Annotated in this window: 17 protein-coding genes and 1 tRNA gene; 9 read left to right on the plus strand and 9 right to left on the minus strand. The window is 70.6% G+C overall.

The window, feature by feature from the left end:
* The 4 genes from VK640_00005 to polA form a co-directional block, all read right to left on the minus strand.
* The coding region (locus tag VK640_00005) for an alpha-(1->3)-arabinofuranosyltransferase family protein (protein ID HTE71573.1) at window positions 1–3,270 on the minus strand (3,270 nt) is incomplete at its 3' end.
* Between the two features lie 83 nt (window positions 3,271–3,353).
* A complete protein-coding gene (locus VK640_00010) occupies window positions 3,354–4,793 on the minus strand; it encodes a hypothetical protein (protein ID HTE71574.1) in 1,440 nt (479 codons plus the stop codon).
* An 82-nt stretch (window positions 4,794–4,875) separates the two neighbouring features.
* The gene (locus VK640_00015; GenBank protein HTE71575.1) at window positions 4,876–6,165 is read right to left on the minus strand and encodes a lytic murein transglycosylase; all 1,290 of its coding nucleotides are present in this window, start codon (window positions 6,163–6,165) and stop codon (window positions 4,876–4,878) included.
* A 200-nt stretch (window positions 6,166–6,365) separates the two neighbouring features.
* Window positions 6,366–9,065, minus strand: a complete 2,700-nt coding sequence (polA, locus tag VK640_00020) for a DNA polymerase I (GenBank protein ID HTE71576.1) — start codon at window positions 9,063–9,065, stop codon at window positions 6,366–6,368.
* Between the two features lie 91 nt (window positions 9,066–9,156).
* Between polA and VK640_00025 the strand changes: the two genes are divergently transcribed.
* Window positions 9,157–9,540: a hotdog fold thioesterase gene (locus VK640_00025; protein ID HTE71577.1), complete on the plus strand. Its 384-nt coding sequence runs from the start codon at window positions 9,157–9,159 to the stop codon at window positions 9,538–9,540.
* Between the two features lie 2 nt (window positions 9,541–9,542).
* Here the strand turns inward: VK640_00025 and VK640_00030 are convergent, their stop codons facing one another.
* Window positions 9,543–10,130 carry a GNAT family N-acetyltransferase gene (locus VK640_00030; protein ID HTE71578.1) on the minus strand — a complete coding sequence of 196 codons (588 nt, stop codon included), beginning with the start codon at window positions 10,128–10,130 and terminating at the stop codon, window positions 9,543–9,545.
* A 321-nt stretch (window positions 10,131–10,451) separates the two neighbouring features.
* Between VK640_00030 and VK640_00035 the strand changes: the two genes are divergently transcribed.
* The 4 genes from VK640_00035 (at window position 10,452) to VK640_00050 (ending at window position 14,634) form a co-directional block, all read left to right on the plus strand.
* The gene (locus VK640_00035; GenBank protein HTE71579.1) at window positions 10,452–11,753 is read left to right on the plus strand and encodes a branched-chain amino acid ABC transporter permease; all 1,302 of its coding nucleotides are present in this window, start codon (window positions 10,452–10,454) and stop codon (window positions 11,751–11,753) included.
* Between the two features lie 16 nt (window positions 11,754–11,769).
* Window positions 11,770–12,762 carry a branched-chain amino acid ABC transporter permease gene (locus VK640_00040; protein ID HTE71580.1) on the plus strand — a complete coding sequence of 331 codons (993 nt, stop codon included), beginning with the start codon at window positions 11,770–11,772 and terminating at the stop codon, window positions 12,760–12,762.
* Window positions 12,752–13,744 (plus strand): ABC transporter ATP-binding protein, encoded by a 993-nt coding sequence (locus tag VK640_00045; GenBank protein HTE71581.1) that lies wholly within the window; start codon window positions 12,752–12,754, stop codon window positions 13,742–13,744. The genes VK640_00040 and VK640_00045 overlap by 11 nt, the downstream gene beginning before the upstream one ends.
* A 128-nt stretch (window positions 13,745–13,872) precedes the next feature.
* Window positions 13,873–14,634 carry an ABC transporter ATP-binding protein gene (locus VK640_00050; GenBank protein HTE71582.1) on the plus strand — a complete coding sequence of 254 codons (762 nt, stop codon included), beginning with the start codon at window positions 13,873–13,875 and terminating at the stop codon, window positions 14,632–14,634.
* 240 nt (window positions 14,635–14,874) lie between these two features.
* On the opposite strand, the gene VK640_00055 is transcribed toward VK640_00050, so the two are convergent.
* Window positions 14,875–16,155 (minus strand): ABC transporter substrate-binding protein, encoded by a 1,281-nt coding sequence (locus tag VK640_00055; protein HTE71583.1) that lies wholly within the window; start codon window positions 16,153–16,155, stop codon window positions 14,875–14,877.
* 218 nt (window positions 16,156–16,373) lie between these two features.
* Window positions 16,374–16,943 (minus strand): response regulator, encoded by a 570-nt coding sequence (locus VK640_00060; protein ID HTE71584.1) that lies wholly within the window; start codon window positions 16,941–16,943, stop codon window positions 16,374–16,376.
* A gap of 57 nt (window positions 16,944–17,000) precedes the next feature.
* On the opposite strand from VK640_00060, the gene VK640_00065 reads away from it, so the two are divergent.
* From VK640_00065 to VK640_00080, 4 genes are all read left to right on the plus strand, one after another.
* Window positions 17,001–17,074, plus strand: a tRNA-Leu gene (locus VK640_00065).
* Between the two features lie 163 nt (window positions 17,075–17,237).
* On the plus strand, window positions 17,238–17,780 hold the full coding sequence (locus VK640_00070; GenBank protein ID HTE71585.1) for a hypothetical protein: 543 nt from the start codon (window positions 17,238–17,240) through the stop codon (window positions 17,778–17,780).
* A gap of 530 nt (window positions 17,781–18,310) precedes the next feature.
* Window positions 18,311–19,006 carry a transposase gene (locus VK640_00075; GenBank protein HTE71586.1) on the plus strand — a complete coding sequence of 232 codons (696 nt, stop codon included), beginning with the start codon at window positions 18,311–18,313 and terminating at the stop codon, window positions 19,004–19,006.
* A gap of 316 nt (window positions 19,007–19,322) precedes the next feature.
* Window positions 19,323–19,700 carry a nuclear transport factor 2 family protein gene (locus VK640_00080; protein ID HTE71587.1) on the plus strand — a complete coding sequence of 126 codons (378 nt, stop codon included), beginning with the start codon at window positions 19,323–19,325 and terminating at the stop codon, window positions 19,698–19,700.
* Between the two features lie 117 nt (window positions 19,701–19,817).
* Here the strand turns inward: VK640_00080 and VK640_00085 are convergent, their stop codons facing one another.
* Both VK640_00085 and VK640_00090 read right to left on the minus strand, forming a co-directional pair.
* Window positions 19,818–20,282 carry a cupin domain-containing protein gene (locus tag VK640_00085; GenBank protein HTE71588.1) on the minus strand — a complete coding sequence of 155 codons (465 nt, stop codon included), beginning with the start codon at window positions 20,280–20,282 and terminating at the stop codon, window positions 19,818–19,820.
* 96 nt (window positions 20,283–20,378) lie between these two features.
* Complete coding sequence (locus VK640_00090; GenBank protein ID HTE71589.1) at window positions 20,379–21,041, minus strand: transposase; 663 nt, start codon at window positions 21,039–21,041, stop codon at window positions 20,379–20,381.
* Window positions 21,042–21,125: the final 84 nt, after the last annotated feature.

The following is a 21,125-nucleotide window of genomic DNA, read 5'->3' on the forward strand; positions in this document are numbered from 1 at the left end:
GAAGTCCCGCAGCACGAGCTCGTCGGGCATCCAGGTGGCGACCGCGCGCAGCTCGTGGTCACCGGCTGCGAGCACCACGGGGTCCCCGCATCCGGCGAAGAGGGTGGGGCCGACGCCCGTGAGCGGAGTGACCGGCCGCATCAACAGCGGGCGGCCGTCCAGCTCGGCCACCGCGGTGCAGCGGCTCAGGCCGCCGCCCTCGTCGGGCGCCATCCGGGCAGCGCCGAAGCCGACCTCGGTCACCTGCACCGGCGCGGTGCCCTTTCGGGCCGTGACGACCAGCCTCAGCCGCGAGGCGCGCTGCGGCCGGACCGGGATCGTGTTGATGCCGGGCCGCATCGCGGCATCGGCGGCCAGCCGCCCGTCCAACCACACCTGGACGCTGCGGAGTGTGTCCCCAGGCTGCTGCACGTCGATCTCAGTCACCCGACGGGGCTCGCCGGCGAGCTCCAACCACGACCCCACCGCGGGCTCACCCGGTGACCAGCCCGTGTAGGCGTTGCCGTCGACCGCGGCGCTGGCCCGGACGTCTGGGTTGTCGAGGAAGCGGGAGGAACTGGTCGCGACGATGTCGCCGGTAACGCCGAGCAGCCGGTCGAGGACCTCGTCCGGAGCGCCGCCGTCGGGCCGGACCAGGCCATAGGGCCGGTAGGCGCGGGCGGCCGGGAGCAGCAGGTTCCGCTCCAGCCCGGGCTCCTCGTCGTCCCCCGGTCCCTGAGTGCCGCGGACCCGGGACAGGACCACGTCGACGGGTGTGAGGTCGAAGGCCTGCCGCGCCGCGCCGTCGAGGTCCGCCACGAGGCTAGTCAGCCGCTCCGGCAGCCGAGCCACTCGGCGAACCCGCAGCCCCGGCACCGAGACCTCGTCCACCCCTACCGCGTTGATTCCCGTCCCGCGCGTCCCGAGCACGGTGAGGCGGATGTCACGCGCGAAGGTCGTGGGGATGCGCACCCGCACTTCACCAGAAGGCGGTACCGTCACGGTTCGCACCTGCGTCCCGACATTCAGCCGGGCTCGAGAGATCGTCACCGGGCCGCGGGGGCGCAGGAGCAGCCCCACCTCGGTCACCGGCACCTTCCGGTCCAGCCGAAGGTGCACGCGCTGGCCCACCCCGCGACCGAAGTCGCCGAAGACCCATCCGGTCCGTCGGTCCCCGTCGAATGCGTTCTCGGGCGCGCTGTTGGACACTGATCGGAAGACCCCGCCCTGGTTGCTCGCGGTCACCCTGCCCCCCTCGACCTCGAGCACGGTCTGCGCGGCGGAGCCGAACAGCGTGCGGCTCGCCCCGGGATCGTCGTCGGCCTCCAGCAGCGGCCCCTGGCCGTCGGTCAGCTGGCCGATCGCGGCCGAGCGTCGGCGGTTGGTGTCCGTGAGCACGATCCGGGTGCCGACGTCGATGGCCTGTTGCAGCGAAGCGCGGTCCAGGTCGCCGACGTAGCGGAAGGCCGGGTCGCCGGGGAGCAGCCCAGCCGCGGCGATCGGCGCCAGCGCCCAGCCATCGCCGTCGACCAGGAGGCTGCCGCGCAAGGCCTCGACCCGGGCGATCGGGCGGGGTGCGTCGACGACGAACCGGCGCACCGGGGGCAGGGCGGCTTCGGCTGGCACCGGCACGCTGCCGGGGGGTGTGACGTTCTCTCCGGGTAGTCCCCAGGCTTGCACCAGTGCGAGCCCGGGGTCCTGCTCCACCTGCTCCGCGACGACCGCCGGTCGGCCGCCCTGGGTGTGCTCCCACACGACGTCGCTGCGCACCAGCAGGTCGCCCACGCCGAGGTAGCGAGCCGCCGAGCTGAGTGCGCCTGGCGGCAGTGAGCCCTCCTGCAGCTGGGCGTCGATGGCGGCCTGCAAGTTCGACGACGCTGCGCTGGCGTTGGGGATGGTGGTGTGGAGCAATGGAGGCCGCGACAGCAACGACTTGTCGATGTCGTCGACCCGGTCCTGGGACCACCGGTAGTGGGACTGCACCTGTCCCGGGAGCAGCCACACCCGCTGGTCGGCCGGCCCGCGGTCGGTCTCGGCCGCGGCCTGCTGCCAGTACGCCGGGATCATGAGCCGGTCGTTGAAGAGCCCACCAGTCCAGGCGGGCCAGGTCGACCCGACGACCGCGAGCGCCATGAGCGAGGCGACGATCAGCCGGGCCCGGACTGCGACCCGGCGGGCGGCCACCATTGCGCCGAGCATCCCGGCCGCCAGGGCGATGCCCAGCACCAGCACGGCGCCCGCCTTGTTGGTGGTGCGCAGTGCGCCGAGGGCGGCCGCATGGTCGAATCCCCACCGGAGCACACGGCCGACCGGGGTCGGCTGGTCCGGGGGGTGCAGTCCGACCATGAGAACTCCGGTGAGCACCACGGTGCCGAGCACTAGTCGTCGCGCGGGGCCGCGCACCGCGAGCGCGGCCAGCACCAGCAGCGCCGGCCCGAGGTAGCTCAGCAGGACAACGGCGACACTGGTGAGGTACGACGTGAAGCCCGGCTGCCACGGTCCCTCCGGCCCGCTGCCGTACATCACCCAGAGACCCAGGCCACGCAGCACCTCGGCCGGTGAGGACGGCGCCGCGATCCCGGTGAGCGTCTCGGAGTTGCCGAGCACGTTGCCGCCTACCTCGGTGGCGGACAGTGCGGGGAGCAGCCAGTAGAGCGAAACGAGCAGGGACAGCAAGCCGCACCGGACGAGCTGCACCAGCAGCGGCCGGACCCGCGACCCGGTCTCCACGGCGTACCAGAGCACGGCCGGCACTACGACGAGCTGCAGGATCGGCACGACCCCCGCGTTCATCCCGCTCATCGGCACGAAGGTCAGCGCGAAGGCGGCCGGCCATCGCCAACCGCGCCGGCGGACTGCCCGGAGCAGGCACAGGACCTGCCACGGCAGGAAGGCAAGCGGCAAGGTGATGGCCAAGGTGTCGCCGGCCACCACGGTGTAGGGGTTGGCGACGTAGAGCAGCCCGGCGAGCAGCCGGCCGGTGCGGCTGTCCGGCCGGGGCGCGACCTCTCGGTAGAGCGCCGTTGCGCCCCAGCCGGCGACGACCAGCAGCAGCAGGTGCAGCACCCGGACGCTCAGCGCGGGGGTGGCCCCGAGCGCCTGGATGCCGGCGACGACGGCCGCCACCGGCGCGAGGCCGACGTTGAAGTTCGGCAGTCCCAGCTGCTGGGTGTCCAGCCAGGCGGGCAGCAGGTTCTGCGCTGTCCGCAGTGGCGCGAGGTAGACCTCTGGCTTGATGTCAGGAGTGAAGAGGCCCCGGTCGTCCAGGAGCAGCACCAGCGTCAGCAGCACCCACAGCACCGCGACGGCGCAGCGGTAGGCGAGTTCGCCGAGCGGTGTCGCAGGGTGCGCGTCGGCAGCGATGGGGCCGTCGGTCAGGGCGCGACCTCGGCCGGCCAGGGCCCGGGCTGGTAGGTCTGGGTGACCGCCTCGTCGTCGCCGAACGCCTCGCTGATCGCCCGCGGCGCCGGGAACACGCCCTTCCGGACCCACTGGTCGAGGAGGGTGACGGCCGCGACCCGCTGGTCGGTGGTGAAGTTGCAGTGGCCCGCACCGTAGGGAGCGCCGGTGTCCTCGGAGTAGGACCTTGGCGGCGTCACGTAGATCTGGACCAGGTCACCGGTGCGTTCTCGTGCCTCACCGACCCGGTCGGCGAAGACACCCTGGTTCTGCACGAGGGCGAGAGGGTCAGCGGTCGTGTGCATGGTCAGCGTCGGGTCCTGCAGGTTGCCCGTGGGGTTGCCCATGCGGTCGAACTTCGCCCGGGCCGCCGGGTCCGCGGTCACCCGCTCGCCGTTCTGGATGGAGGCCAGCAGGTCACGGGTGGCTCCCGGTGACACCTGTTCGATCAGGGCCTGCTCGTCCTCGCTCACGCGCGCCGAGTAGTCGACGTCCTCGTTGCCGGAGGGGTTGCCGCCGACCCGCTGCTCGATCTCGTAGCGGCCGTAGGTCCCGTAGCCCAGCGCCGTGAGGATCGACTCGGCCCTGGCCCGCACCTGCGACTCGATCGTCGCCCCGTCGTAGGTCTTGGTCTGCGTCGGCGCGTCGGCGAGGGCGGCGATGAGCAGGATCGAGGGCACGCCCTTCTCCAGGTCACCGCCCGCCTCCGTCATGGCGTCGTAGGCGCCCTGCCAGTTCTCGACCGCCTCGTCGTGGCTGGCGAAGCCGGTCAGCTTGAGGTCGGGGTAGATCAGGGTCTTGACCGCGTAGGCCACGTCGAGAGCGAGGTCGAGGTTGAGGTTGCCGCCGGCCATGACGCCGCACAGCGGCGCGGCACCGGACACCCAGTCCAGGTGCTTCTCGGCCAGGGTCTGGGTGATGAGCCCGCCCAGCGAGTCGCCCCACACGTACGTGCGGTCCGGCTCGCCGATCTCGTCGACGAAGTACTCGTGCAGGGCCTCCCCTGCCGCCACCCCGTCGACGACGTCCCAGCCGTTGGACGCGAAGGCGGAGCCGGCAAGGGCGTATCCCTGCGACAGCAGCTCGGCACCGACCTCCTCGGACGGGGCAGGTGCCGGCGTGGTGTCGACCGGGTCGAAGTCCGGCGGCTGGGGCGCCGCCGCGCGGTAGCCGTGCGAGTAGATCAGCAGGGTGCCGTTCCAGGTGTCCGGCATCTGGATCTCGTACGCCGCACCGTCGATCTCCCCCGTGCACTTCGCGTCGTCGCAGGACGTGAAGGGCACGTCGGTCTCGGTCGACCGCTCACGCTCCTGCGCGTCGAGCTGGGCGCTCTGACCACCGCAGCCGGCCACGCCGAACAGGATCGTGAGGGCGACCACCGCCGTGGGGGCCAGCCTCGTCACACGTCGGCTCACGTCAGCTCCGGTTACCGGCAGGTACTGCGGGACGCAGTGTTTCTACCAGGTGAGGCTGCGGAGCGGGTGGGATGCGGCCATCTCAGCCGCAGGCAGGGGTGTCGCTGGGCGAGGGCGTGCCGCTCGGGTCGGCCGTGCCGGAGGCATCGGGGCTCGCCGTGTCCGTGGGGTCGGGGGTGGTCGTCGCCTCGGCCGTCGCGGTGTCCGTCGGCTCGGGTGTCGTCGAGTCGGACGGGCTGCTGGTCGGCGTGCAGTCGGGCGTCGGATCGGCGGTGGCGGTGCTCGTCGTCGGCTCGGCACCCGTGGAGCCGGTGGGCTCCGGGGTCGTCCCGCCGCCCCCTGCCGCCGTCGGCTCGCCGGTCTGCTCGGCGACCGGCGCTGCGCTGGCCGGGGCACTGATCGCGGCGACCGCCTCGTCGTCCGTGCTGCCGTCGGCGGTGCCATCACCGCCGCCCGGCCTGCGGTGGCGACCGCTCGGGTCGTCGTCGGAAAGGGCGCCGAGCGAGCCGGTCAGCACCGGCGTACCACCGGCGTAGGCGTCGGCCCAAGCCAGGACGAGGTCGACGTAGTCCCACGAGTGGTTGTAGCTGAAGACGGCGGCCCGCCGATCCTTCTCGACCTCCACGTCGCGGTCATCGGTGCACAGGTAGCCGCCCGAAGCCAGCGCGGCGTCGACCACGTTGTTGGGATCCCGACGCCCGTCGTGGTTGCCGTCCGCTCCGTGGATCACCCAGGACGACGGGATGAACTGCATCGGGCCGACCGCCCGGTCCCACGTGTCGTCGGTGTCCCACCGGCCGTCGTCGGTGTCCGGGATCGCCGCGACACCGGGCCCGCCGTCGAGCACCGGGCCGAGGATCGGCTCGAGGGTGTCGCCGTGGCGGTCGACGGCGCCGCCGTACGCGTGGCCGGACTCGACCTTGCCGATGCCGGCCAACAGCGGCCAGCTCAGGTGGCATCCGGCGTCGGAGCGGCTCAGGGACGCGGCCGCGCTGCGGTAGGCCTGCAGGACGCGGGCCGGCAGGGCCAGGTCGGCCGTGTCCGGTCCCGGCAGCTCGCGGGCGACCGCGGAGCGCACCGCGCTGGTGCCGACCGGGTAGGACACCGGGTGCGCACCGGTCGCCTCGGGCTGGTCGAGGCGGGGGTCGGGGATGCCGTCCGGGATGTCGCCGCCCAGCCGGCCGTTCTCGGGCACCGCGGTCACCGTCGCCCGGTCGTCGGCGAACGGCCGCGGCCACGGGCCCTCGGTGATGCCGAACCCCGCGACCAGCAGGGACGCCGCGACGAGCAGCGGCACGCCGTGGCGGCACAGGCCGGCCGACGGACGGCGCAGCAGGCCGGCCGACGGACGGCGCAGCGGACCGAGCGGCATGTGGTGCGGATCCTCCCCGTGGGCGACTGACGAGCCCTCTGACGGTAAGCACGACGGCCACCCAGGTGAAGGGCGGGCAGCAAACTGCCATGAAATGCCGCGGGATTGCCACTGAGAGTGACCGTCCAGTCACCCACCGCCCCGAACGCTGGCCGGAGTTGATCACATCAGCGTGATCAATGCACCTCCTCGGTCCACTGCTAGTGGCCGGCGTCCTGCCAGGTCCGGCCGACGCCCACCGAGACGTCCAGAGGGACCGACAGCTCGGCAGCGGCGCCCATCTCGCGGCGCAGCAGCGCCTCGAGCGGCTCGGCCTCGTCCGGCGCCACCTCGACGACGAGCTCGTCGTGCACCTGCAGGAGCACCCGGGAGCGCAATCCTTCGGCATGCAGGGCGGCGTCGACCCGCAGCATGGCGACCTTGACGATGTCGGCCGCCGACCCCTGGATCGGCGCGTTGAGCGCCATCCGCTCGGCCATCTCGCGGCGCTGCCGGTTGTCGCTCGTCAGGTCCGGCAGGTAGCGCCGGCGCCCGAGGATGGTCTCGGTGAAGCCGGACCGGCGGGCCTCCCCGACGATGTCGCCCAGGTAGTCGCGCACGCCGCCGAAGCGCAGGAAGTACTCGTCCATCAGCCCCTTGGCCTCGTCGGTGCCGATGCCCAGCTGGCGGGAGAGCCCGAAGGCCGACAGGCCGTAGGCCAGGCCGTAGCTCATCGCCTTGATCTTGGCCCGCTGCTCGATCGTCACGTCGGCCGGCTCGACGGAGAAGACCCGCGACGCGGTGAACGCGTGCAGGTCCTCGCCCGAGTGGAAGGCCTCGATCAGCGCCGCGTCCTCGGAGAGGTGGGCCATGATCCGCATCTCGATCTGGCTGTAGTCGGCCGACATCAGCGACGCGAAGCCCGGCCCCACGACGAACGCCTCCCGGATCCGCCGGCCCTCTTCGGTGCGGATCGGGATGTTCTGCAGGTTGGGGTCGGTCGACGACAGCCGCCCGGTCGAGGCGATCATCTGGTTGTACGTCGTGTGGATCCGCCCGTCGTCGGCGACCGTCTTGAGCAACCCGTCGACCGTCACCTTGAGGCGGGTCCCGTCGCGGTGGCGCAGCAGTGCCTCGAGGAACGGGTGGCCGGTCTGCGCAAACATCGTCTGCAGCGCGTCGGCGTCGGTGGTGTAGCCGGTCTTGGTGCGCTTGGTCTTGGGCATCGCGAGCTCGTCGAAGAGCACGGTCTGCAGCTGCTTGGGCGACCCGAGGTTGATCTCGCGGCCGAGCACGGCATAGGCGTCGTCAGCTGCGTCCTTGACCGCCGAGCCGAACTTCGACTCCAGCGACGCCAGGTGGTCCTGGTCGACGGCGACGCCGGTGCGCTCCATCTCGGCGAGCACGTGGACCAGCGGCAGCTCGACCTCGCGCAGCAGCCGGGTGGCCGCCTTGGCCTCCAGCTCGGTGTCGAGCCGGTCCGCGAGGTCGAGGACCGCCTTGGCACGGACGACGTCGGCCTCGGCGGCCGCGACCTCGTCCTGCCCGTCGAAAGACAACTGGCCGCCGCCGTCGTCCTCCGCGCGCAGCTCGCGGCGCAGGTAGCGCAGCACGAGGTCGGCGAGGTCGTAGCTGCGCTGGTCGGGCATCGCGAGGTACGCCGACAGCGCGGTGTCGCTGGTCACCCCGGCCAGCTCCCAGCCGCGCGCCGCGAAGGCGAGCCCCGGGCCCTTGGCGTCGTGCAGTGCCTTGGGCTGCGCGGGATCGGACAGCCACGCGGCGAACGCCTTCTCGTCGTCCTCGTCGAGGTCGCTCGGCTGGAACCAGGAACCCTCTCCGGTGCTGCAGGCCAGCGCGACGCCCACCACGTCGCCACTGCCGGCCGCCCAGAACCCGGAGATGTGCACACCGATCCGCGCATCGCCGGAGGCGTGCTCGGAAAGCCAGCCGGCCAGCTCGCCGGTCTCCAGCACCCGGGCCTGGACGTCGAACCCCTCCTCGGCCTCGGGCTCGGCCGACTCGACCGTCGCGTAGAGCCGGTCGCGGAGCACCCGGAACTCCAGAGCGTCGAACACCTTGTGGACCTCGTCGCGCTCCCAGTTGGCCCGGGCGAGGTCGCCGGGCATCACCTCGACCGGCACGTCGCGGACGAGCTCGGTGAGCTGCCGGTTCTGGATCACCTGCGCGAGGTGGGCGCGCAGGGCGTCGCCGGCCTTGCCCTTCACCTCGTCGACCCGGGCCACCAGGGTGTCCAGGTCGCCGAACTCGACGACCCACTTGGTCGCGGTCTTCTCCCCCACCGACGGGATGTTGGGCAGGTTGTCGCTCGGGTCGCCGCGCAGGGCCGCGAAGTCGGGGTACTGCGCCGGCGTGAGGCCGTACTTCTCCGCCATCGTCTCGGGCGTGAAGCGCCACATCTCCGAGACGCCCTTGCGTGGGTAGAGCACCGTGACGGCGTCGCTCACCAGCTGCAGCGCGTCGCGGTCGCCGGTGCAGATCATGACGTCGAAGCCCTCGCGCTCGGCCCGCGTCGTGACGGTGGCGATGACGTCGTCGGCCTCGTAGCCCTCGACCTCCAGCGACGGGATGCGCAGTGCCGCGAGGACCTCCTTGACCAGGTCGACCTGGCCGCGGAACTCGTCGGGGCTGGACGTCCGGTTGGCCTTGTAGTCGGCGAAGATCTCGCTGCGGAACGTCTTGCGCGACACGTCGAACGCGACGGCGACGTGGGTGGGCTGCTCGTCGCGCAGCAGGTTGATCAGCATCGACGTGAAGCCGTAGACGGCGTTGGTCGACTGGCCGGTCGTGGTCGAGAAGTTCTCGACCGGGAGCGCGTAGAAGGCGCGGTAGGCCAACGAGTGGCCGTCGAGGAGGAGCAGCCGGTTGCGCGTCGTCGGGGGGTCGGCGGGGGCGTCCGTCACGGTCCTGACCCTAGTCGCGCGCGCCGACACGCCTACGATCCCGGTCGTGACGTCACCCACCCCCGATGAGCTGCTGGCCGCGGTGCGGGCGATGAGCCCGGGCACCCTCGTCGAGCGCATGGGCATCGAGTTCGTCGAGGCCTCACCGCAGCGGCTGGTGGCCACGATGCCGGTCGAGGGCAACACCCAGCCCTACGGCCTGCTCCACGGTGGTGCGTCGGTGGTGCTGGCCGAGACCCTCGGGTCGATCGGGGCAGCCCTGCACGCCGGTCCGGACCGGATCGCAGTGGGTCTGGACATCAACGCGAGCCACCACCGGGCGGCCCGTTCCGGGCGGGTGACCGGCGTCGCCGTCCCGGTGCACGCCGGGTCGACGGTCGTGTCCTACCAGGTCGAGGTGACCGACGAGGACGGCCGCCGGATCTGCACGTCCCGGATCACCTGCCTGCTCCGCGACGCGGCGCCCGGCGCCTGAGCTCAGAGCGTCTGGTCGGCGGTGCGGGCGACCGCCGCCCGGACCCGGCGCAGGGTGCGGCGCCTGGCCAGGACGTGCTCGGCCGCGCCGCCCGGACCGGCCAGCCGCCGGCGCAGGATGCTCACCGGCGCGGAGCGACGTACGACCACCGGGCCGAAGCCGAGCCGGGCGTAGAACCGCTGGGTGTCGCGCATCTGCGGGAGGACGCTGGTGATCACGTGCTCGGCGCCCGTCTCGTCGGCGAACGCCACGGCGGCGGCGAGCAGCGCCTTCCCGACGCCCTGCCGGCGGAAGCCGTCGCGGACGTGGAGGTAGTGCGCGTGGATCGCGCGCTGGTCGAACAGAGGGGCGTACGGCGTCACGCTCAGGACTGTCATGCCGGCCACCTCGCCGTCGACGACGGCGACCAAGGCACGCGAGCACGGGTCCTTGTCGACCGCGTCCAGCCGGTCGAGGACCGCGGACTCGTCGGACGCCGGCATGACGCGTTCCAGCCGGCTGCCCATGACCCGCAGCTCCTCCCACATCGCCAGCAGGGCGGGCAGGTCGTCCTGGCCGGCTTCTCGCACTAGGACACCGGGTCGTGTCACCGCACTCCTCCCGTCACGGTCGAGACAGGCCCCCGGTGCTCGTGGCGGCGGGGACGCCGTCGGGAGGCTGCCCCGCACAGCCGGGGCGGACACTACGCCCACAACGCCGCGTTTCTCTAGAGGATCTTCGTGGTGACGTCGGCACCGAGGGCGGCGCCGATGGCTGCGCCGGGCCGTCCCGGGGAACCTGCCCACCCGGCGCACCGGGCGGGCACTATGCTCCCGGCCACGGCGACGCCCAACCTGTCCGAGCGATGACAGAACGACCCTGATCTGCCCCGACATCGGAACGAACGAGCCTTTCGCCCCGGAGGTGCCCTGGTGCGCACGAGAGTCGCTGTCTTCCTGGCGACGCTGATGTCCGCACTCGTCGTCATGGTCGGGCTCGGCGCCCTACCGGCCGCGGCCGAGGGCGAGTCCATCTTCGGGTTCCTGAAGAACGCCAAGGGCAAGGAGCTGCAGCCGGTCCCCGGCGTCAAGGTCACCGTCAAGGGGCCGGGCGGCATCAACGAGTCCGCGACGTCCGACGACCAGGGCCGCTGGACCGTCGAGGTCGGCAAGCCGGGGACCTTCACGGTCACCCTCGACCAGGACACGCTGCCCAAGGGCGTCACCCTGCGCAACCCTGACGCCGACAGCCTCAAGGTGCCGGTCGCCGAGGGTCAGGACAAGCCGGTGCTGTTCGCCCTCGGCAAGAGCACCCGTCAGGTGCAGAGCAAGTGGGGGCAGGCCGCCCAGCTGACGGCCGAGGGCCTGCGCTTCGGCCTGATCCTCGCGCTCGCCGCGGTGGGTCTCTCCCTCATCTTCGGTACGACCGGCCTGACCAACTTCGCGCACGGCGAGCTGGTCACCCTCGGCGCGCTCCTCACCTGGTGGATATCGACGGGCAACCTGCCGTTCCTGCCGGACTTCGGCGGTCTCCAGTTCTTCCCGGCAGCCGCGATCGCCCTGGTGCTGTGCGCCGCCTTCGGGTGGGCCAACGACGCGTGGCTCTGGAGACCGCTGAGACGGCGAGGCACCGGCCTGATCGCAGCCATGATCGTCTCGATCGGGCTCAGCATCTTCCTGCGCTACTTCTACCTCTACATCTTCACCGGCAACACCCGGCAGTACCCCGACTACCAGGGGCAGAAGGGCATCGACCTCGGCCCGATCGACCTGGCCGCCCGGGACTACTGGTCGCTGGCCGTGGCCGTAGTCGTGCTCATCGGGACGATCCTCGCGCTGCAGCGCACCCGGATCGGCAAGGCCACCCGTGCCGTCTCCGACAACCCGGCCCTCGCGGCCGCATCCGGGATCGACGTCGACCGGGTGATCCGGGTCGTCTGGATCGGCGGGGCGACGCTCGCCGGGCTGGCCGGCATCCTGCTCGGGCTGGCGCAGGGCATCAACTTCCAGACCGGCTTCCAGATCCTGCTGCTCATCTTCGCCGCCGTCACCCTCGGCGGGCTCGGCACGGCCTACGGCGCCCTGGTCGGTTCCATCGTCGTTGGGCTGTTCATCACGGTGTCGACGCTCTGGATCCCGGTCGAGCTCAAGAACGTGGGCGCCCTCGGCATCCTGATCATCATCCTCCTCATCCGGCCGCAGGGCATCCTCGGCCGCGCACAGCGGGTCGGCTAGGGACGGAGCGACTGCCATGGACTGGACCCGGATCTTCGTCAACGCGCTCGAGGCTTCCATCGGGCTGCAGACCGTCGTCTTCGCGCTCGCCGCGATCGGCCTGAACGTGCACTTCGGCTACACCGGCCTGCTCAACTTCGGGCAGTCCGGCTTCCTCGCGGTGGCCGCCTACGGCATGGGTGTGACCGTGCAGTCGTTCGACCTGCCGCTGTGGCTGGGCATCGTGATCGGGCTGATCGCGGCGGTCCTGCTCGCCCTGCTGCTCGGCATCCCGACCCTGCGGCTGCGCGCCGACTACCTCGCGATCGTGACCATCGCCGCGGCCGAGATCATCAGGCTCACCGTGCGCTCCGTCACCTTCGAGGACACGTTCGGCGGCTCCGACGGCCGGCAGTCGTTCTCCGCCGACTTCTACGCCCTCAACCCCTTCCCCGAGCGCAACTACAACATCGGGTCCTTCGGCTTCAACGAGCGCCAGATGTGGGTGCTCACGGTCGGGTGGATCCTGATCGGCCTGTCCTGCCTGGTCGTGTACCTGCTCATGCGCAGCCCGTGGGGCCGGGTGATCAAGGCGATCCGCGAGGACGAGGACGCGGTGCGCAGCCTCGGCAAGAACGTGTACGCCTACAAGATGCAGAGCCTGATCATCGGCGGTGTGCTCGGCTGCCTCGGCGGGTTCATCTACGGGCTCGGGCAGAACTCCATCCAGCCCGATATCTTCGGCACCGACACCACGTTCTTCGCCTACACCATCCTCATCCTCGGCGGTGCGGCGCGCGTGGGCGGGCCGGTCGTGGGCGCCATGATCTTCTGGGTCCTGCTGTCGCTCACCGACAACGTCCTCAACGAGGCGATCGACGCCGGGTACGTCTCGTCGTCGGTCATCAACAACACCCAGGTCGGCCAGTTCCGGTTCATGCTGGTGGGCCTGGGGCTCATGCTGCTGATGATCTTCAGGCCACAGGGGATCTTCGGCGACCGGAAGGAGATCGCGCTCGATGCCCGCTGACCAGCCGACCGGGCAGCCGACGGCCGAGACCCGCCCGCAGTCCGGCTCCCGGCGGGACCGCCGGGACGCCGCGGCGGCAGCCCTGCGCGACGTTCCCCACGAGCCGGGCGCCAAGAAGCCGGACCCGATCCTCGTCGCCGAGGGGGTCGTGCGGCAGTTCGGCGGCCTGACGGCCGTCGACGTCGAGCACGTGGAGATCCAGCGCGGTGCGATCACCGCGCTGATCGGCCCCAACGGTGCAGGAAAAACCACCTTCTTCAACCTGCTCACCGGGTTCGACCAGCCCAGCCACGGCTCGTGGTCCTTCGCCGGCAAGTCCCTGGCCGGAGTCCCGGCGCACAAGGTGGCGCGGATAGGCATGGTTCGCACGTTCCAGCTGACCAAGGCACTGTCCAGGCTCACCGTCATCGAGAACATGCGCCTCGGCGCGACCGGCCAGAAGGGCGAGAACGTCTTCACCGCGCTGTTCGGGAGCCTGTGGCGCAACCAGGAGAGGGACATCACCGAGCGGGCCGACGACCTGCTCGAGCGGTTCAAGCTGGACGCCAAGCGCGAAGACTTCGCCGGCAGCCTCAGCGGGGGGCAGCGCAAGCTGCTCGAGATGGCCCGAGCGCTGATGGTCGAGCCCGAGATGGTCATGCTCGACGAGCCGATGGCCGGCGTGAACCCGGCCCTCACCCAGTCGCTGCTCGGCCACGTCAAGGACCTGCGCGAGGACGGGATGACCGTGCTCTTCGTCGAGCACGACATGGACATGGTCCGCGACATCTCGGACTGGGTCATCGTCATGGCCCAGGGGCAGATCATCGCGGAGGGACCACCGGACTCGGTGATGAGTGACGCACGGGTGATCGACGCCTACCTCGGCTCGCACCACGACGCCGCCCTGACCGAGGAGGACGAGCAGCGCATCCTGGCCGAGGCCGAGGAGGCCCTCGAGAAGGAGCGCGCCGACAAGGAAGCGAAGGAGGAGGGCGCGTGAGCATCGACCAGCCTGCCGGGACCGGGGGGCCGGCCGACGGTGAGCCGGCCGAGCAGCCCGCCGACCAGCCGGGCACCCCAGCGGGCGCCGAGCAGGACGCAGCGGTCAAGAGTGCCGGCGACCACACGATCTCCCAGGGCGACCGCTCGGCCCACGAGGCGGCCGCCAGCAACGCCCTGCTGCGGGCCGACGAGGTCGTCGCAGGCTACGTGCCAGGAGTGAACATCCTCAACGGCTGCGACTTCTACGTGAACGACGGCGAGCTGGTCGGCATCATCGGCCCCAACGGCGCCGGCAAGTCGACTCTGCTCAAGGCAATCTTCGGGCTGGTCAAGGTCAACAGCGGGACCATCTACCTGCGGGGCGAGGACATCACCGGGCGCAAGGCCAACCAGCTGGTCTCGCAGGGCGTGGGCTTCGTGCCCCAGACCAACAACGTCTTCCCTAGCCTGACCATCGAGGAGAACCTGCAGATGGGGGTGTACCAGTCCCCCAAGAAGTTCAAGAAGTCCTTCGAGTTCGTGACCGGGCTCTTCCCTGCCCTGGGCGACCGTCGCGCGCAGCGGGCCGGCTCCCTGTCCGGCGGCGAGCGGCAGATGGTCGCGATGGGGCGGGCGCTGATGATGGAGCCGTCGGTGCTGCTGCTCGACGAGCCCTCGGCCGGCCTGTCCCCCGCGCTGCAGGACGAGGTGTTCGTCAGGACCCGTCAGATCAACCGCGCCGGTGTCTCGGTGATCATGGTGGAGCAGAACGCCCGGCGCTGCCTGCAGATCTGCGACCGCGGCTACGTCCTCGACCAGGGCCGCAACGCCTACACGGCCAGCGGCAAGGACCTCTCGAACGACCCCAAGGTCATCGAGCTCTACCTGGGCACCCTCGCCAAGGCCTGACCCGCACGGCCTCGCGCGCCCCTCTTGATCGTTTGCGACGGCCGGTGGGTGCGACACGCGTGCGGTCGGCCTGTCATGGGGCGGTCCGTCGCAAACGATCATCGACTGGCATGAGTGGCAGGGCGCGCACCAAGGTGATCGCGACGGCCTCCCCCAGCCGCGGGCATGACAGAGGGGCCCGGCCGTGACGGCCGAGCCCCTCTGCGACGTGCTGCTTCCCGGAGGAAGATCCGAGTCAGATCAGATCTTGCCGGCCTTGCCCTCGAGGAAGGTGTAGTTGTTGTCGGCGCCGTACTGGTAGATGCCGATCGTTGCCTCGCTCGGGTCACCCGCGTCGTTGAACTCGACCGGACCGCTGACGCCGTCGTAGTCGATGTCCTCGTCGTCCTTCAGCAGGTCCACGCACTCCTTGTAGGACGTGCACTTCGTGCCGCCCTCGCTGACTGCCTGCATCTGCGAAGCGATCGCCTCACCCGAGTCGTCACCCGCCGCCGAGGCGGCCAGGGCGACCAGGATCGTCGCGTCGTAGGACTCCGGCGAGTAGGCGAACTCGGACAGGTCCGGCTTGAGGTCGGTCAGCCGGGTCTTGAACTCGTCGGAGGCCGCAACGCCAGGCAGGGTGCCCTTGACGCCGTCCAGGGTGCCCTTGGGGAAGTCCTTCTCGTAGCTGGCGAGGTTGCCGTCCACGAAGTAGATCTTCTTGGTGTCCGGGCCGATGCCCTGCTTGACCATCTCGGGGATGATCTTCTTGGTCTCGTCGAACGCGATGACCGCGATCGCCTCGGGGTCGGCAGCCTTGATCTTGCCGACCTCGGACGAGAAGCTTGCAGCCTTCGGGTCGTAGACGACCGTCTCGACGACCTCGCCACCACCGTCGGTGATCGACTTGGTGGTGCTCTCGGCCAGACCGGTGCCGTAGGAGTCCTGCAGCGCCAGGATGCCGACCGTCGAGTTGCCGTCGCTGAGGATCAGGTCACCGAGGACCCGGCCCTGCAGGACGTCCGGCGGGGCGGTGCGGAAGTACAGCCCCTTGTCGTCGTACGTCGTCAGCTCGTCCGACGTGTTGGCCGGCGAGATCTCGACGGCGCCGGCACCGGTGATCTTGTCGATGACGGACAGGGAGACGCTGGACGAGGCAGCGCCCACGACGGCGTCGACGTTGTTCGACAGCAGACGGTCGACCGACTGGGACGCGGTGTCCGTGGAGGTGTCACCGGAGTCCGAGTCGACCTTCTCGACCTGCGTGCCGTTGACGCCACCGGCGTCGTTGATGTCCTGGAGGGCCAGGTCGACACCAGCGAACTCGGGCGGGCCGAGGAAGGCCAGCGAGCCGGTCTGCGGGAGCAGCGTGCCGATCTTGAGCGTGCCGTCGCCCTTGGCGGCCGGGGCCGCCGAGCTCGACGTGTCGTCCTTGGGCTCGGCCGTCGTGTCGTCGCCGTCGTCGCCACCGCAGGCGGTGAGCACGAGGCCGGCGACACCCAGGACCGCGACCGACCGCCAGAACGGGGTGGGGCGGATCATGAACCATCTCCTTCTCAGGGTTCGCGGTCTGCGCTCACAGAGCAGGCAGCAACCGCATCAGGGGGCTTCCTGACCCCGGAAACCTACCGAACCTTGGCGTTCTGGCGCGCCGGTGGGTCACCAATGGGTGCCGCGTCGTTGCCAAGTCGTGACCTAAAATCGTCGCTGAAGGCCACAACCGTCACACCGCCCGGGCCGGGCCGCGTTCCTGGAAGGGGTCAGCTCCCGCCGTCGGAGATCACCAGCTCGGCCACCTGGCGCATGGTCATCCGCCGGTCCATGGAGGTCCGCTGCACCCACCGGTAGGCCGCCGCCTCGTCCAGCCCGTAGCGCTGCTGGAGCAGCCCCTTGGCCCGGTCGACCAGCTTGCGGGTCTCCAGCCGGTCCCGCAGGTCGCCCACCTCGCGCTCCAGGGTGGTCAGCTCGTCGAACCGGCTCATCGCCATCTCGACCGCGGGCAGCAGGTCGGCCTTGCCGAACGGCTTGACCAGGTAGGCCATCGCCCCCGCCTCGCGGGCCCGCTCGACCAGCTCACGCTGGGAGAACGCGGTGAGCATCACCACCGGGGCCAGCCGGGCACCGGCGATCCGCTCCGCCGCGGTGATGCCGTCCAGCCGCGGCATCTTGACGTCCATCACGACCAGGTCCGGCCGGTGCTCCTCGACCAGGGCCACGGCCTCCTCCCCGTCGCCCGCCTCCGCGACGACCTCGAAGCCCTCCTCCTCGAGCATCTCCCGCAGGTCCAGCCGGATCAGGGCCTCGTCCTCCGCGATCACCACGCGCTTCACGGGCGGGAGGCTATCGAGGGGCGCCGCGATGGCAGACTGGCCGCCGCAGTGTGGACGGCCCCGATAGGCCAACTGGCAGAGCCAACGGTCTCAAACACCGTCCAGTGTGGGTTCGAATCCCACTCGGGGCACCGAATCCGGCCCTCTGACCTGCGGCGACGCGGTCGGAGGGCCTTCGTGCTCCCGCTGTGGGATCACCGCGGGATCACCGAGGTTCCTTTCGCCACCGCAGGTACCGACTCCCGGGCCGGAGGTGGAGCGCCGGGCTCCGCCGTGGGGCTTGAGGAGATCGAGATGGCACAACCGGTGCGGCGGGTCCCCAAGACCGACGGGATCACCACCGTCCAGGTGAAGTGGCGCCAGGGCGGCCGGGGCAGCACCTGGCAGAGCGAGACCTTCGCGGCCGGCACGACCGCGCAGAACGAGGCGCGCGCCCAGGCGTTCCGGGTCGACGTCGAGGAGGCGGGCAACCGGTGGCCGCCGGGCTGGACGCCCGGCGAGGGCTACCACCCGTCGGGCCGGCAGGCGCCACCAGTGGCGACCACGGCGACGACGGCGACGGCGACCAGTAGGACGGTGACCATGGCGGAGGTCGCGGGCGACTACTTCGCGCACCAGCGCGCCGTTCGCGTGCCGCGGAACAAGGTGAAGCTGACCGAAGTGGAGCGCCGGGAAGCGACCTGGCGCAACCACCTGGAGGGGACCTTCGGCCATCTCTCGGCCGTGGCCGTGACCCGGGAGGAGGTCGAGGACTGGATCACCCACCAGGTCGAGCAGGTCGGCGCGGCGCCGGCCAGCGTGGTGCACCGGCATTGGGTGCTGTCCACCGGGTGGTGATCGGGGTCGACCCGCACAAGCGGATCGACGCGGTGGTGGTCCTAGACGAAACCGAGGCGGTGCTGGCGCGGGAGACGATCGAGCACAGCTCGAGCGGGTTCCGGACGCTGATGGGGCTGGCCCGCCGGTTCCCGCGGCGGACCTGGGCGGTCGAGGGCTGCAACGGGGGGAAAGAACCTGGCTCAGCGGCTGGTGGCCGGCGGGGAGACCGTGCTGGACGTGTCGACCCGCAAGTCCTCGCTGGTGCGGGCGTTGGCGACCAACTCCGGGCGCAAGACCGATGACACCGACGCCTACTCGATCGCCCTGGTCGGGCTGCGGACCCAGGACCTGCCGACGGTGGTCCGTGATGAGCGGGCCGAGGTGCTGCGGCTGCTCAGTCAGCGGCGCCGGGAGCTGGTCGGGCTGCGCACCCAGGCGGTCTGCCGGCTGCACCGCGAGCTGGTGATCCTGATCCCCGGCGGCGCATCCCGCCGGCTGACCGCCAGTCGAGCCCGGTGCTGCCGGGCGGGATCCGACCGGTCGATGAGGTGGCCCGGCTGCGCAAGGCGTTGGCCCGTGACCAGCTCGCGGACCTGGTCGCGATCGACAAGCGCCTTGCCGCGATCAAGGTCGAGATCCGGGCCGCGGTGGCAGCCAGCCGGTCGACGTTGACCGAGCTGGTCGGGATCGGGCCGGTGAACGCCGCGATGGTGATCGGCGAGGTCGCCGACGTGGCCCGGTTCGCCAGCCGGCACCACTTCGCCGCCTACAACGGCACCGCGCCGGCGCAGTGGGGCAGCGGCGGAGACACCCACGACCGGGTCAACCTCGGCGGGAACCGGCGGCTGAACCATGCGCTGCACATCGCTGCGATCACCCAGGCCCGGTACCCCGGGCCCGGCCACGAGTTCTACCTGCGCAAGCTCGACGAGGCGAAAACGAACAAGGAGGCGTTGCGGGCGTTGAAGCGGCGGATCAGCGACAGCGTCTACCGGCAGCTGCTCGCCGACGCCGACCGCCGCGACACCGTGAGGACGGGCCCGGGAGGGCAGATGGGGGCGGCTCTGTCATCCAGCGCGGCTGACCGATCCCCAGTGATCAGCACTTCGGATAGGCCACAGCCCGGACCCGTCAGCCCCGACGATACGCCCGCCCACGACCGGCCAGAGAAGCGTTCCCCGGCCCGATCCCGGCACCCTAGAAACGCGCCGACCCGCAGACCTCGTCAAGCGCAGTCTGCTTGACGAGGACGAGGACCGGCGCACCATAAACGCAACGGGAACGGCCAAGCCCTCGACACAGAGGGGTGCCACTACCGCTCGGTCCCCACATGTCTGATAGGACCGCCCTACGAAGCCCAGCCGGCCGACGCCGCAGACGCGCTCTCAGGGGAAGCCCGCGACCCTCGCGGCGGAAAAGACACAGCGGACCTCGCGTCGCCGCACCCGAGCTGAGTAGCTGCGCGGCAGGCTGTTGCAGAGCGCGATCGGGCGCAACAATGCTGATGACGACCGCTGCGTCGGCTAGGACTGCAGGCTCGGGTCCAGAGGATGGGTGGCCATGGATCCGCAAGCAACCTTCGACGAGTCCGAGATCCGCGACGCTGAGCGTCGACTCGAAACCGCGCTCGAAGCGGGCGACCCCACAACATGGGTCTTCGACTACACCGAGGACGCCGTGTTCGACGGAGGCGGCGAGCACGCAGCTGTGGGGCGCGAGCCACTGCTCGCCATGGCCAGATCCATGCGGCCGTTGCGGTCGATGTCGATTCGGCCACTCCGCACGGAGGGACGAGAAGACCTCGCGGTTGTGTGGACCCAGGCGTCCTGGCTCAGCGGGCCGGAGGACCAACCGACGACGGTCGAGGTGCGGGGCATGCTCGTCTGGCGCAAGGAACCTGACGGCGTGTGGCGAGTGGCGATGGAGCACATCGGCTGAATGATCATGGCGTGAAGATCTGTTCGCGTTCGCGGCGATAGGACGCAAACGTGAGGCGATAGGACGCAAACGTGAACAGCGCGATTGGATGCACCCTCATGCCAATGAGCCGACTTCTCAGAGGGAGCGATCCGGAACTGGACCGAGGACCTCCATGTGACAACGGGCGGCGATCTCGCGCAGCAGTTCCGGAGTCACGGATCCTGTCTTGTGCGCGGCCGCCATCTCCTCGAAGTACTCGGTCATCGCGGCGGGCGAAAAGAGGTTCAACTTCTTGCCAGGTGTGTCCGACACCACCTTGAAGGTGTGCGGCGTGGCTCGTGGGACGTACACGAAGGTCCCCGCTGGACAAAGAGCCTGGTGGTCATCGATGTACATCAAGAACTCGCCTTGAAGCACGAAGAACGCCTCGGCCGCATCACGGTGCAGGTGAAGGGGTGGGCCGCCCCCCGGTTCGGTGTGGGTCTGCATGAGAGTGAAGTCGCCGCCTGTTTGAACCGACGTGGCCAGGACCTTGACCTGGGAGTGGGCCAGATCCAGATGTGGCCGATCTTCCGGCGCAATGATGAATGGCTGGGACATGATTCACAGACTCCTCCTGCATGTGGCGCTTAACAATGACAACCGGTAAGCACTCATCTGCCGCGAGAAGGGCGCGCAGAAGTGATGCTCCTACTGTCAATGGAGGAGTTCTCGGGGCAGTAGGTCGAAGGTCTCTCGGGCGACGTAGCGCTTGAGGCAGCGGATGATCTCGGTGGTGGTGAGGCCTTCTTTGGTGCGTCGGGCGACGTAGGCCTTGGTGCGCGGGTCACTGGCCATGCGGACGACCACGATCCGCCAGAGTGCGCTGGTGCCGTGCCGGTCGCCGCCGCGGTTGAGCCGGTGTCGGGTGGTCTTCCCGGATGACGCTTGGATCGGGTTCGAAGCAAGAAGCCCGGCCCAGGACCGTTCGCTGCCGAGCCGGTCTGGGTTGTCGCCGGCGGCGAGTAGCAGTCCGCTCGCGGTGTCCGGGCCGATGCCGTGCGCAGCGACCAGCTGGGGGGCCAGGGTGTGGGTGATGCGCCGCCGGCGGGCGTTGAACACGTCGAGTTCCTCGTCGAGGTCGGCGATCCGCCGGGCCAGAGTGCGCAGCGTCAACTTGGTGATGGCCACCAGGTCGTCGCGGTCGCCGGGCCGGAACACAGCGCAGACCGCGAGGCGCTGCCGACGGCGCAGACCGCGCAGCTCGGTGCGCAGCTCGTCGGGGGCGGTGGTGATCAGGTCACGCATCTGATTCAGCGCCTGAGTTCGTGACTTGTTCGCGCTGCGGTGCACGATCTTCAGAGCCCGCAACGCCTCCACGGCGCCGTCGTGGCTCTTCGGCCGGCCGGATGCCTCACCGCTGAGGACTGCTCGGGCGGCGGCGATCGCGTCCACCACGTCGGT

The organism is Actinomycetes bacterium (assembly GCA_035489715.1).
Classification (GTDB): Bacteria; Actinomycetota; Actinomycetes; order JACCUZ01; family JACCUZ01; genus DATHAP01.